This window comes from Bacteroides mucinivorans, assembly GCF_034654355.2.
GTDB lineage: Bacteria > Bacteroidota > Bacteroidia > Bacteroidales > Bacteroidaceae > Bacteroides > Bacteroides nordii.
Genome location: NZ_CP178179.1, coordinates 426,904 through 441,642, shown reverse-complemented (window position 1 = coordinate 441,642; position 14,739 = coordinate 426,904). Strand labels below are relative to the sequence as shown.

Annotated in this window: 10 protein-coding genes; all 10 read right to left on the bottom strand. The window is 39.6% G+C overall.

Features of this window, described 5'->3' with window-relative positions; translation table 11 throughout:
- Position 1: 1 nt before the first annotated feature.
- Positions 2-451 carry a hypothetical protein gene (locus VCM39_RS01435; protein ID WP_221649122.1) on the bottom strand — a complete coding sequence of 150 codons (450 nt, stop codon included), beginning with the start codon at positions 449-451 and terminating at the stop codon, positions 2-4.
- A gap of 34 nt (positions 452-485) precedes the next feature.
- Positions 486-2,123, bottom strand: a complete 1,638-nt coding sequence (locus VCM39_RS01430; protein WP_221649121.1) for a RagB/SusD family nutrient uptake outer membrane protein — start codon at positions 2,121-2,123, stop codon at positions 486-488.
- Positions 2,124-2,135: 12 nt separating this feature from the next.
- Entirely contained in the window at positions 2,136-4,955 is a 2,820-nt protein-coding gene (locus tag VCM39_RS01425; RefSeq protein ID WP_322932443.1) for a TonB-dependent receptor, read from the bottom strand.
- Between the two features lie 49 nt (positions 4,956-5,004).
- Positions 5,005-6,663, bottom strand: a complete 1,659-nt coding sequence (locus tag VCM39_RS01420; RefSeq protein WP_221649119.1) for a RagB/SusD family nutrient uptake outer membrane protein — start codon at positions 6,661-6,663, stop codon at positions 5,005-5,007.
- A 6-nt stretch (positions 6,664-6,669) separates the two neighbouring features.
- Positions 6,670-9,714 carry a TonB-dependent receptor gene (locus VCM39_RS01415; RefSeq protein ID WP_322932442.1) on the bottom strand — a complete coding sequence of 1,015 codons (3,045 nt, stop codon included), beginning with the start codon at positions 9,712-9,714 and terminating at the stop codon, positions 6,670-6,672.
- Positions 9,715-9,725: 11 nt separating this feature from the next.
- Positions 9,726-10,250 (bottom strand): hypothetical protein, encoded by a 525-nt coding sequence (locus VCM39_RS01410; RefSeq protein WP_221649117.1) that lies wholly within the window; start codon positions 10,248-10,250, stop codon positions 9,726-9,728.
- Positions 10,251-10,267: 17 nt separating this feature from the next.
- Positions 10,268-10,708, bottom strand: a complete 441-nt coding sequence (locus tag VCM39_RS01405; protein WP_221649116.1) for a lipocalin family protein — start codon at positions 10,706-10,708, stop codon at positions 10,268-10,270.
- A 101-nt stretch (positions 10,709-10,809) separates the two neighbouring features.
- A complete protein-coding gene (locus tag VCM39_RS01400) occupies positions 10,810-11,973 on the bottom strand; it encodes an MFS transporter (protein WP_221649115.1) in 1,164 nt (387 codons plus the stop codon).
- A 19-nt stretch (positions 11,974-11,992) separates the two neighbouring features.
- Positions 11,993-13,762, bottom strand: coding sequence for a class I mannose-6-phosphate isomerase (locus VCM39_RS01395; protein ID WP_221649114.1), 1,770 nt, complete (start codon positions 13,760-13,762; stop codon positions 11,993-11,995).
- A gap of 26 nt (positions 13,763-13,788) precedes the next feature.
- A complete protein-coding gene (locus VCM39_RS01390) occupies positions 13,789-14,676 on the bottom strand; it encodes an ROK family protein (RefSeq protein ID WP_221649113.1) in 888 nt (295 codons plus the stop codon).
- Positions 14,677-14,739 lie beyond the last annotated feature (63 nt).

The following is a 14,739-nucleotide window of genomic DNA, read 5'->3' as shown; positions in this document are numbered from 1 at the left end:
ATTACTTCACTTTTACATAGAAATAAAAAATATTCTTATTCTTAACTCCGTCATAACAAGTCAAAGAGAGTTTATGATAACGTTGCTTAATGGTAAATTGGGTACCATCGTGCTTTGTGTATATTTCTTCCCATTCGTATAAAGCATCCAAAGGAACTTTTACATTATATGCATATCCATATTCGGATGCCCTGTTGCCTTCATCGAAAGATTGTTCATCTTTCAGATTCCAGTTCGCATATTCCAATGCCAGATAAGCAATGCCGCTATCGTCCCTCACCAATGCTTTTATCTCTATAGTTTCTCCCCTGTCCACCTCAAAAGTATCTACAGCGATATCTGCCTGCGGAGAGTAATAATCGACACCCTTATTCAAATCCCGTTCACAGGAAGACATAAACACTGCGGCTATCGACATGCTTATAATCCATATTCTTTTTTGCAGATTCATATTTTATTTATTAAATTTCATTCAACATACATTATTACCATCCCGGATTCTGAACCAACCCTCCATTTTTCTGTAGTTCTGACTGAGGAATAGGATAGTAATTCATTTTTGTTTCAAACATCCGCTCTTCGACCACAAACTGTTCATATTCTATTTCTTCACCATTCACCGTGATTCGCATGCCATGAATCGGCCGGTTAAAATAAGTATTCCCTTCATTCCAACGCCGGACATCCCAAAAACGATGCTCTTCAAAAGCCAGTTCCACCCTCCGTTCATTCCGGATACGTTCGCGCATCTCTTCTTTGGACAATTCCATACGTATATTCAACTGAGGAATTTTAGCCCTTTTTCTTATCTGATTTACTGCATCGTATACCGATTGGTCAGGAGCTTCCAAATATTCATTCATTGCTTCGGCATAATTCAGTAAAATTTCTGCATACCGAAATAATATCCATGGACGACGACGCTTTTGGTCTTTCGAGAGATCAAGGTTCTGATCGATAAACTTGCGCATATAATATCCCGTTCTTGTAGCTGTAGGAGTTTTGTTCAATCCGTCTTTACCACCAACGAAAGTTTCAATCGGAGTACCACTAAACTTCAATCCGTTATAAGATATAGTATACTCCATACGTGGGTCACGGCTCTTATAGGGATTTTCTGGATTGTATCCGGAACGGGGGTCATCAATAGGATATCCCTTTGTCGTTTCATAAGCATCTACTAATTCCTGCGTAGGATTAGTATATCCTTTACCACCGTAACTGATCGGATTATTATACAATTCTATTTCATTCGAACTTTCCGAACTGGTAGCAAATAATATCTCATTATTATAAGGCGTAGTGAATACAGAATAGTAAGCACTTAGCAAGCCAACCCGAGAAGGATTTTTTACTTGGATATCCATAATTTCTTTAGCGGCATCAGCTGCATCTTTCCACAATTGTTTATCTCCAGCAGGATTATTCAATTTACTGGCAAGATAAAGTAAGGCTCTGGATTTCAATGCTAAAGCAGACAGACAAGTAGCCCGTCCGTATTCAGCTGCATCCTTATTAAAGTTATCTAAATAAGTTGCAGCATTCACACAGTCCTTAACTATAAATTCAATTGCTTCCGCAAATGTAGATTGTTTCACAAACATTGCTTCCTCTTCAGTTAATACTTTGTCAATTAACTGAATATTTGAAAAACGTTTAGCCAATTCAAAATGATAAAAAGCTCTCAGAAATAAAGCTTCCCCCCTCATACGTGTATAAGTAGCTTTCGATTGCTCGTTTTTATCAATCAGGCCGGCATCTTTAATAGTTGTATCCAACTCCCGCAAAAACACATTTGCCTTACGGATACCTGCGTACATTGTTTTCCAAACTTCTTCTTCCGGATTATAGAAAGGAGTGATAGCCCCATTGTTGTATCCATGAACAGCCGATCCCGAATAAGAACATATTGCTTCGTCCGAAGCACACGCGAACATAGCATTGTCAAGTCTGTTAAAACCATTCATCAATTCCCGATAAGTACTGTTCAGAAAACCCTGGGCAAAACGCTCGTCTGTAAAAATATCATCTTTGTCCAGATTTGTATCTATGTCTTTATCCAATATGCTGCACGAGCTCAAAAACAAAGTCAGCAACAAAAATAATTTAGATATGTATTTCATATAGTCCAAGATTTAAAATTTCAGATTTACACCAATATTAAATGAACGCATCACCGGGTATCCTGTTACACCGGCATCAACCACCTCCGGATCGACATCATACTTGCCTAGTTTATCCACAGTAAGTAAATTCTGTCCGTTCACATAGAGACGAAGTTGTTTGATATTTACCTTTTTCAAAAGTGATTTAGGTAATTGATATCCGATTTCTACATTACTCAACCTTAAGAAATTACCATTCTTAATCCAGAAAGAAGAAGAACGATAGTTATTCAGGTTGTTCTCGGTAGTCAGACGCGGAAAGGTTGCATCGGCCTCACGTACTCCTTTTTCCCAGGCTCCATAGGCCAAAGCCGTTACCTTATTATTATTCTGTAAAGCCCAAACAGCAGCATTATTCAGGTATACCGAACGATTGGCAACTCCGGACAACATAGCCGAAAAATCGAATCCGGCATAATCAATACCTAATGATAAACCCATAGTTATCTCCGGAACAGTCGGTTTGCCAATGGGCACTTCATCATACAAGTTTATATGATTATCTTCACCGGAATTCTGATTCTTGTATTTCAAGTCTCCGGGACGAATTTTATAAAATGTAGAAATAGGACTGTTCCTGATATCTTCTTCGTTCATGTAAAATCCGAGTGCTTCTAATCCCCAAAGTTGAGAAACAGACTTTCCTGTTCTTTTCTGATATTCTTTCAATCCTTCCACTTCGTCCATAGCCAGAATTTTATTCTTTGCCAACGAAATGTTCGCCTGAACGAAATATCCGAACTTATTAATCCGGTTATTATGCGTCAATGAGACTTCCATACCCCGATTGACTACCGTACCTATATTTACATATGGAAACGGAGCACCGATAATCCAGGAAGAAGTATTTTGTTTCTCTGAAACAATATCCGTACGTTTATGCCAGAAAGCGTCTACCGATACGGACAACTTAGAGAACAGTTCGAAATCGATACCTACATTCACATTACGTGTCGTTTCCCAGGTCAAATCCGGATTTGCCAACCGTCCTTCCCACGCACCATCGCTCCATGCAAAACCACTACCGAAAATATATCCCCCGTAGGATTGATCGAATCCCGACCAATGCGATTGATAAGCATAGCGCTCAAAACCGGTTTTACAGTTTCCGGCTTCTCCATAAGAAGCTCTCAACTTAAGATAGTTGACAACATTCTTATTAAAGAATGATTCATTAGAAATAATCCACGCTCCGGATACGCTGGGAAAGAAACCAAACCGATGTCCCGGTGCATACTCATCGCTACCGTCGTAAGCAAAACTGAACTCCCCGATGTATCTTTTATCAAAACAGTAAGTCGCCTTCCCACTCATTCCCTGACGGGCATAAGCCGGATTATCACCCTGCACAAACAGTTGAGACTGATAATAACGCATATCTGCAAGCACTTCATGCTTTCCGAACGTACGTCCGTACGAAAAACCTGCATCGAAAGCGAGTTGATACTGATAATAATCATATAATTTTTCCTGAGCTAACGACAATTGCTTGTCTTCTCCGTATACAGAATAAGTGTTATCTCTCTGCAATTCATAAGTAGCATAGTTGCTTGTCTTACCCGTACCATAACCGGAAACTCCATCAAAAGCAACCATTGCCCGGACATCCAATCCTTTCGTTACAATATCCAATCTCTGCCGTGCCTGAGCCTTTACCTGCAAAACTTTATTCCGGTCTTTACGATATCCTGTATGGGATATCATACCGTAAGGATTCTGCCTGTACTGTGAGGTTCCCGCAATTTTTCCGTCTTCATACACAATCGGCATTGCATTAGGTGCAATGGTTGACAAAACATTGAATATATCAGAAGAGCTGCTGTTAGGCATGTTCTTATCCTCTATCCTACCGGCGAGGTCTAAAGAGATATCAAGTGATTTCGTCACGGCCGCATCAATATTAGAGCGAATGTTATAACGGTTATAGTTCACATTCGTATTAAATCCGGAATTTACATCCGAATATTTATAGAGTCCGTTTTTCCATAAAAAACTAAATAATACAAAGTATTTGACCTGTTCCGTACCACCACGGACAGATACTTTATATTGTTGTTGCGGAGTATTATCTTTCAGAAAGGAAGAATACCAGTCTACATCCGGAAACAAATAAGGATTCTGGGTTCCGTTGTACATTTCCGGATTGTATCTATCATCGGAAGGAACAGACATCCCATCATTCTGCAACGCCTTATTGTATAAGGAAACGTACTCGCGGGAAGACAAAAAATCCGGTAAACGTGCAGGCTGCTGAAATCCATACTGAGCCGTTAAGGAAATTTCCGGTTTGCCTACGATTCCTCTCTTGGTGGTGACAAAGACGGTTCCGTTAGCTCCTCTTTGACCATACCGGGCATTGGCTGCTCCGTCTTTCAATATAGAAACAGATTCGATTTCTTCAATATCCATTTGGCTAATATCCCGTTCGACATCATCAACCAGAAATAGAGGAGAGCGGAATTGTCCGTAAGTTCCGATACCACGTATATAAATATCCGAAAGACTATTCCCCGGTTCATCTCCCGATTTTCGCAGCACAGTCAATCCGGAAGCTTTTCCAGTCAATGCATTTTCCAGATTAGAAACGGATGCTTTATCCAAATCCGAATAATTAATGGTCGACACAGCCGAGGTTTGCAGATACTTTCTATCATCCGATTTACTTCTGACCGTATCCTGTCGAGCTGCATTCTTGCTCTCTTGTGAAAAAGCCGGAAAAGAATAACAAGCCATTGTCATAAAAAGCAGACTTAAAAGCTTGAAAGATAAATGCCCGATATTATATTTCATATTCTTACTCATTTTCAATTAATACTATTTACATATCTTATATGTATAATCAATAATTATTCCATCCGGGATTTTGTTGATATAGAGCATTCTTATCCATTTCACTCTTCGGAATAGGATATAGATTCATTTTATCCGTAAAAATCCGTTCTTCGAAAACCACTTTATTATAGGTATAGCTATTGTCACTATTCTTCGTTATCTCCATTTCGTACATGGAGCCGTTGAAACATTCTTCTCCGTCTTTCCACCGACGTACATCCCACCAACGATGCTCTTCGAAGGCAAGTTCCACTGCTCTTTCATTTTTAATCCGTTGCCGCATTTCTGCTTGAGATAAATTACGAGGTAAAAGTGGCATACCGCTTCGTGTACGCACTGCTTCCACAGCATCATATACATCTGAAGACGGTTTTTGCATACTTTCGTTCAAAGCCTCCGCATAGTTCAGATAGATCTCCGCCAAACGGAAATAGATCCAGTTATGATAAGCCTTATTCGATGATTTTTCAGTTAAGCTCTCCGGCAAATATTTTCGTACATAATAACCCGTACGGCATTTCTCTTTAGAGAGGCGGTGTTTACCACCCATATACAACTCCGCTGTAACTCCCTGCCACACACAGCCATTATAAATAATTGTCTTATAAAAACGAGGGTCTCTATTCTTATAAGGGTCCTGGGAATCATAACCGGAAGTACCATCGGTTATCGGTTTGCCATTACTCATTTCATACAAATCGACAAAATTCTGTGTCGGAGCAACAGCACCTACTCCGCCAAATCCTTCACCGGAAGGTGCCCATACCTTTATTTCACTACTACTGAATCCGACCGGAACATTGTTGTACCAAAATATCACCTCCGTATTTCCCTCATCCGGACGTAGCAAAAAGACTTTCTCATAGTCAGAAGCCCCATTGCCCCGGTTAAACAACTGATATGCCGGAACTCCATTTTCATCTTTCAGGTTTATTACGTCTCCTGCCGCTTCGTAAGCCAATTTCCACTTGTCAGGATTTGTATTCTCTTTATCCCACAACGGGCTGGCCGCATATAATAATACCCGTGACTTAAGTGCCATTGCTACCCCTCGGGTTACCCGACCTTGTTCATTTTCATTTACTGTCACAGGCAATAGTCCGATAGCATTCTTCAAATCGTTCAATATGGCATTTACACATTCCATATAACTATTTCTGGGGAGTTCAAGCTTATCGTTCGGATATAATATCTTATCGTTCAAAATAGGCATTCCACCATATCTTTTTATGATTTCATGGAAAAAGAAAGCTCGCAGGAACAAAGTTTCTCCAATCAACCTATTTTTCATTTCCTGATTTGGGAAAGGGATGATATCTTGTTTGGACAAGAAAATATTGGCTTTACGTATTCCCTCATAATTGCGGGAAATGCAATTATCCACGTCATCGTAGGAACCGACATTAAACGAATTACTGGTATTCCAACCAAAACGAGATTCGGCTTCATCCGTAGCGCAGGCTATGGGAGCGGGATCGAAGCTTCCAAGTACATTAAATCCTTTCTGAAGGTTGGTATAAATATCAGCTTGGAACTTATAGGCAGTTTCGTAATTACTAAATATTTTGTTTTCATCCAGATTAAGGTCTGGTGCTCTGTCCAAATAATCATCACATCCGTAAAAGAAAATGGCCAGCAGACAGAAGAATATTTTATATGTTCTCATAATACCCTAGAAATTAATATTTAAACCAAAATTGTAAGCTTTCATCGGTGGCATATTACCAGCTCTGTTATTTCGATTATCCGGATCGAGATAAGGTTCTTTAGCCCAAGTAACCAGGTTAAGTGCGGAAAAATAAATCCGGACATTCTTAATAAAAATTTTCTCGGTCAGCTTCTTGGGAATAGTATAACCGACATCCAGATTTTTCAAACGAATGTAACTTCCGTCGGATAATGTATAATCGGCTCCGGCTTCATTATTCTGGTATTTACCGTACAACTGAGTATACTTGGCATTACCATCTCCCATTTCGGGCGTCCAATAGGACCAATGTTTGTCATACACATTATCTCCGTTAGAGAATGCCCACATAGCTTCCCAATTTTTATCAAAAGAGACATGGGTAGAACCCTGAAACAGAACTCCGACATCGAACCCTTTGTAAGACAATGAAAGATTGATACCATATTGAATTTCGGGAACCAAAGGATAACCGGTTCTTACGAAATCAGCACGATCAATCACACCGTCTCCATTGATATCCTTATACTTCAAATCGCCCGGATGTACCTCCGTATTTCCTTCCAGAGCTAACTGGGAAGGACTTCTTTCAATATCGTTGTAATCCTGAAAATAACCCAGAGTAATCAGCTTAAGAGGTGTATCAATGGGATATCCTTCTGCCCGTTGATAAGGTAAAACTCCAAGAGGAGTCCCCATATTGATGACTTTATTCCGTGCAAAACTCATGTTTCCCTTGATAGAATACGAGAAATCCTCACCAATAAACTTACTGTGATTTACCTCCAACTCTACGCCCTGATTCTGCACAATACCGAGATTAGCCGGAGAGAAAGTAGTTCCTACAAATGCCGGCATAGTCTGTACCTGAGTCAGAATATCCGATCTTCTTTCATGAAAATAATCGATATTAAACGTCAATGCGTTGTTGAACAGTCCGGCTTCCAAACCGATATTAAGTTTTCTGGATTTTTCCCAGGAAACATCTTTGTTGGCAACACGCCCTTGACGTACGCCTTCTATACGGTTATCACCGATACCAAAAATATATGTATTGTCTGTGTTGCTAACGTTTACATACTCATACTGCTGAAGATAAATGAAACGTGCTTCCGCACTGGAATTGGCTACCGGGTCGTACGCCCAAACCCGATCATTGCCAACCCATCCGAGAGAGCCTCTGATTTTTAAACTATTGACAATCTTGCTCATGCCCGACTCTTTATAGAAAGGCTCGTTTGAGATAACCCAACCCAGGGCAAACGAAGGGAACAAACCATATCTTTTTCCTTTGGCAAAATTTTCAGACCCATTATAGCCAAAGTTAACCTCGGCAAGATAGCGTGTATCGTACCCATATACAAACCGTCCGACCATACCTTGACTGGCATAAGGTAAATCGACATTATTTCCATGAGAAAGCCTGTTGAAAAGAAACAATGCACTTACATTATGTTTTCCAAATTCACGATCGTAGGTCAACCCTCCCTCCAGATAAATCTTCCGAAAGTTATCCACATACTGCCAGTCCCAGCGTAACGGCCGATTTTCTCCATGCATAATGTAGCTGTCCGTAGCATAAAGATATTGATAAAGAGCTACATTCTTCCGATAGATTTTACCATGTTTACTGTCGTCATCATAAGCCACTTGTCCTCTGACGGCAAGTCCCGGGAGAAGCCAGTTCAATTTATAAGTGACGTTCAGACCGGCTTCCAGCACATTCCGATTTTCTTTAAATTCTCCGGAATCACGGATCAAAGCGTGTATATTTGAGTAATCTTTATCGCCTCCGTAAGAACCATCCATATTGAAAGCAGGATATTTACGCCCGGAATTAGCAATAGCGGCATGATAGATATCCCAGCTACTATATTGCATGGAAGTGGGGTAATGCCTGTCTTCGATACGAGCACCAATATTAATGGATGCACTTAAATCCTTTGTAATATCAAAGTCCAGATTCGAACGAAAATTATAACGATTGTAATTGGTTATATCATCTCCCTTAAACGGAGAGTTCTGATTAAAGAATCCACCAGAAACGAAATAACGCATTGATTTTGTTCCGCCACGTACATTCACATTGTACTGCTGCTGAACAGAACCGGACTTCATAATCTCATCCATCCAATCTACATCGGGATGAGTATATGGAGATACCTTTGTCCGGTACTTCATAAGATCGGTTGAGCTGTATTCAGCCTGCTGCCCACCATTATTCAGCATCTCATTACGCAATAATACCGAACGGTAAGCATCCAAAGGCTTATACAAACGTATAGGAACATTCACAGCAACCTGCGATGTAATCGAAACTTCCGGTTTACCGGCTACTCCTCTTTTAGTAGTAACAATAATAACACCATTCGCTCCTTTCACACCGTAAACGGCAGTAGCCGAGGCATCCTTCAGGATATTTATACTTTCAATTTCGTTTGGGTCAATCTGTGCAAAACTTTCACGTATAATACCGTCCACTACGATAAGCGGCTTTGTATTTTCATTGGCAAATGTCGCTTTTCCACGTATATATATATCCGCTTCATCACGACCAATCTCGCCGGAACTCTGTACAATCGTCACACCGGAAGCTTTACCGGCAAGCGATTGTGTTAGGTTGGAAGCAGGAACTGTGGTAAGCGTTTTACTTTTTACCGTAGAAATGGAACCTACCATCGATTCTTTCTTCTGAGTACCAAAAGCCACCACCACTACTTCATCTAAAGCCACAGCCGAATCCCCTCCCATTTCAATTTTAATCTTCTTTCCGAATTGTGGGGTAATAGTTTGAGCCTCATAACCTATATAACTAATTACTAATTGTACATTTTTTTTAGGTAACTTCAAAGTGAAGTTACCATCCAGATCAGTAACAACACCAATAGAAGTATCTTTCACCAAAATGGTAGCACCGATCAGTGGTTCTCCAGTATTCTTATCTAATACTATTCCTTTCACTACCAGGTCCTGTGCCGATATTGCACACGAAAAAAAGAATAATAAAAGCGTTATAGCATATCCTTTCATAATATTATATTTTAATGAATTCTTCTAAACTGATAAGTATAGGTATGCAGTTCTTTATTTTTGGTATCCAGTTCCAAGGCTTCTTCGGGGGTAGCCGGTTGAGAATCCTGTTCCATTTGTGAGAACATAACTGTCTTCTTTCGTTCTCCCAGGAAAGTCTTTATACGAAGTTCCATTTCATCTCCGTCCAATCGGATAATTGTAAAACGGACCGTGACCAGAGTATAACGGTACGAACCATCAGACGTATTTTTACCTGCAATTTTATCCATGGACATTGTTAACCAATCCTCATCGGTCACAAGCCATGTCCCGGCATGTTCTTTTTCAGCACAAGGATCAAACATTCGATACACTCCATTTGCCTCAAACAGGATAGAAAGGTTATTTTCTTTATCAGTACTGCATAGTTCTCCGTCGTCATAAGCCGCAACTTGTTTCCAATATCCCGGCAGTTCATTTGCAAAATCCTCATCTTTCGAACAAGAAGAAAAGATGAACAGTAGAAATACTAAACCTAACAGATATTTATTCATAGTATCTTAATATTTTATTAATATGATTCTTTCAGCCTCAGTTTACCATCTTCCAATACAGTTTCGACTGCTTTATAAGTCTCTATATAAGTATCCAGTTGTCCGGTTGCAGAATAGGTGTAATGTTTTAAAACTAATCTGTTATCAGACCGTTCTTCTACATAAAAAGTTATCGGTAATAAGTCCGAAATATTCAGAATTCGATTGTCACCGTCATAATTCCAGGCGGTTCTTAAATCCTTCTGTTCACAGGGTAGATAGAGATAGCAAACATTTTTTTCTGCAAAATACAATAATTTGCCTTTCGCACATTCATCAAGTTCCTGCTCTTCGCCGTTCCAGGTTTGCGAAATCAATTGCCAGGAGCCGGATAAATCAATGTTATCATCCTTATCACAGGCAATTCCCAAAAAAGAAATGAATAAGACACACAACAGTGGGATTTTTTTTATTTTCATAATAATAAGATTTTTACATGTCACAAAAGTATGCAGAATGTGTTTTTCTATAAATCACTCTGGTAACAACTCTTCTATTCGTTGTAACATTTGTCTGAAAATCAGTCAATACTTCTATTTTCGGTTCTCAGTACAAAAGAACAGTAAAGCAAATAAGCAATACAAAGTCCGATTATCGCCAATGAACCGTTAAAACTACCAGTCCATTGAGAAAAGACCGCCATCAATGGTGGTACAACCGCCCCACCCGATATTCCCATAATCATCAATCCGGAAAGTTCATTGGCACTACCGGGATAGAGTTGTAACGCCTTTGAGAAAATGATACTAAACACATTTGCACAAAAGAAGCCAACAATAGCTATAATGGCCAGAAGCATCTGACTTTCGGACACAAAAAGCATAAAAACAAATACGCATAGCGTGATAATCATACTAAGCCGAAGAAACTTTATAGCGGAAAAGCGTGCCAATATAAATGTTCCAAGAAAGGCACCAATGGTACGAAATACGAAATATAGGCTAATACCATAACCGGCTTCACTTAACTCCATACCACAGCGCTCCATTAAGAAACCAGGTATCATTACATTCAGGCCGACATCTACTCCCACAATGAAAACGATTCCAAGAAACAACAAAAGGATCGTTTTATCTTTCAATAAGGTCAGATAGGGTTTTAATGACCAAATCGTATTCTTCGTGACCTCTTTAGGGACAGGTGTACATAGCAACCAACAACCAACAATAAGTGTTATCAGAGCAAAAACGGAAAACATATAAATCCAGTTTCCCCAAAAGCCAGCCGCCCAAACGGCAACAATAGGTCCGGCAAAAGAGGATATGGCTTTAATAAATTGACCTGCAGTTAAACTGCTGGCCAATTTATTTTCATCCACAATATTCATTAATAACGGATTCAATGAAACTTGCAAAATTGTATTCCCAATACCCAGCAATGCAAACGCAGTCAGGCAAGATACATACGAATAATCCAACAATGGCAATAGCATGGCTAAAGCTGTAAAACCCAGACTAATCAGAACTGTGTTTTTTCTACCCACCCGATTCATAAAGGCACCAAACGGAACCGAAAACACAAAAAACCAGATAAAAACCATTGAAGGTAAAAAGTTCTTTTGGGTTTCAGACAAAGAAAAATCAGATTGCATATAGTTGGATGCTATCCCCACAAGATCACAAAACCCCATCACAAAAAAACTGGTCAAAACTGGTAGTAATGCTATTACCTGCGTACGTTTCATACTATTTCCCCCTGCCCTATTACTTCATAAATGCTTTTACCACCATTGCCTCACGCTGAGAACCGCAGCTCAGTTTATAATCTCCGGCAGCAGCAGAAATCACATATGTTTCAGCATAGTTCAACCGTACTCTCTTTTGTCCGGAGATCTCAATATAGATAAAGTCGCCTTCCACCAGATTTAATACATGGCACTTACCCGCTGTATTCAATGTTACTTCCGATTTGAAATGTACACGATGTACATCATAAGAGTGATTTGGATGTGTAGGAAGATGATATAATTCCCAGTCTTTTCCTTTCTCCAATAAGGCAGGCTTAGAAACGTATTCATTCCGTACTTTCTCTCCACAACGGTCGAAATATAAATTCTCCATCCCCCTTTTTATATTTAAAGGACGAGGAGTACCATCTAAGTCAAGCGCCAGCCAATCATACATTTTAAATGTAAAAATATAGGGAGTAGTACTTATTTCAAGAACTAGATTGTTGCGGCCGGAACTATGTAAAGTGCCGGGAGGTATCAAAAACAGTTCGTGTTTCTTTGCAGGTAATGATTGCACATAACGATCAACTTCCAATGGAGTATTTTCAACAAAGCTTTTTGTAAGTGCCTTCTCAAACTCGGCCGGCTCAATATTATCCTGAAAACCCAGATAAACCACGGCATTATCTTTACAGTCTGTAATATAATAAGTTTCTTCCTGAGTTAGTACCTCCCCGAAGTTTTTTTGTATGTACTCTTTTCTGGGATGACATTGTATAGAGAGATTCCCACCATCAAAATTATCCAGATAGTCCATCCGTATCGGAAACTCATCGCCATATTCATTGTAGCAGTCTGTACCAACCACATTCTCTCCGGCTACATACATTAAAGAATCAAACGATACCTCCAACATATTCCCGGAACTCTCAAACAACAAACCATTCTCCGGCACAATCAGCTCAAAAGACCAGGCATAATTAGGTACTTCCTTTTCCAGCCCTTCTATATGTTCCTTTATCCACTGCCCTCCCCAGGCACCCGGTTCAAACCAGGGACGAACACGAAAACCAGCCTGTCCCATCACTTTCAATCCTTCTCTTAAAGTATTTCCTTGCATCCAGGTGATAGTATCCAAATGTTGTCCGTCAACCATCACATCAATATCCGGGAAAATATTTTTTTTATGTTTATTAAGAAGTACCCAGTCTACGAAATAGAAACGTTTATACATTACTTTGGGAGCCACGACCTTTGTTACCCCTAAATTTGTCACTTTCCCGGCACGTGCCCTAAATTGAATTTCATTCTTAGGTATATCAATATAAATCAATTTCCCTTTCCAACCGGCTAAAGCTGCCCCACAACCTATAAGTATATTCAGGGAAGCAGATGAATCGGGGTGAATTTTAGACAATTTTCCAATACAGAAAAGATCTTTTAGCTCCAGGTCACAACGTTTTCCGAAAATAGGATCGTCACCTCCCAAATAGGGTGTAACCAAATCATTAATCTCTTCTTCCGTTTTTAGGGCGGCATCTATATTCCACCAGGTTACTTCTACATCCAACTCAGCTAAAACCTCATTCAGACGAGTTTTTATTTCATCAAAAAAGATTCCTGCGTATCCGTCTATAATCACATTCCGTTCGTTACGAATTGCTTCGGCAAGTTTCCGGTAACCTACAAAAATTTGATTTTCTGCTATTGAATGAACAGGATATATATCATAACTACCCGCCGTCAGGTTTTTCTCTTTCTGCATAGGAAGCAGAATCTGAGATGTTTTTCTCAATGATTTCATATTTGTCATATTTTAAAAGTTATTTTTCAAATAAAAAGAAGACCAGCACCAAGCATTGCCGCATTATCTTGTAACGAAGAGACTGATATGGGCATATCCAGCCCTTCTTCCCGAATTCTTTGCAATAAAGATTCTTTGAAAAGAGGATAAGCTTTTGAGATATTACCTCCCAAAACAATGATATCCCCTTTAAATCTAGTGTAAACAGGAATAATAAAACTCCCCAAACGATAGCCATACTCCTCAAACACCTGCTTACTGTAAATATCAGTACCAATCTTTTCTGCAATTTCACGTACTCCTTCAATCCGCATCCCTGTCAATGCTTCATATCGGTTACAAAACCAACGTGTAGAAAAAGAATTATCAGCTATAGTATCTTCAAACGTTAGATTATAGACCCATCCATTGGGCGGAACAGACTCTCCCGTCGTTATTAATTGTCCGTTTACCACAAACCCGGAACCCAGTCCGGTACCCAATGTGAGAGCCATCACTCGCTTATGATTCTTCACCACTCCGGCAAAAGCTTCACCTATAGCAAATGCTCCGGCATCATTCACATACCTGAAATTGCTTATTTTCATCCTCCGGAACCGGGAGATAAGTGAAGAGGTTAAGTCCAATCCAAACAGTTTATCAAACTTATTGACTCCTTCAACCAACGACACTCCTTTTTCATAGTCAAAAGGTCCTGGGAAAGAAAATCCAATTCCTACAGGAGTTTCATTTATTGAAGAGATGGTGGACTTCAGACAGCATACCCATTGTTCCAGAATCCTTTGAGCAGAATCCTGACTATTGATTTTTTGAGATTTTATAGACTCTTCCAAGATCGATTTATCCTGCAAGTTAACTAGGCAAGAGGAGATATGACTCCCTCCAATATCTACTCCAATAGTGTAATTTCCCATGTTTTCAGATTTATTTTCTGCAAACATAGAACATATCCAACTATAAAAGATTAGCTACTGTAA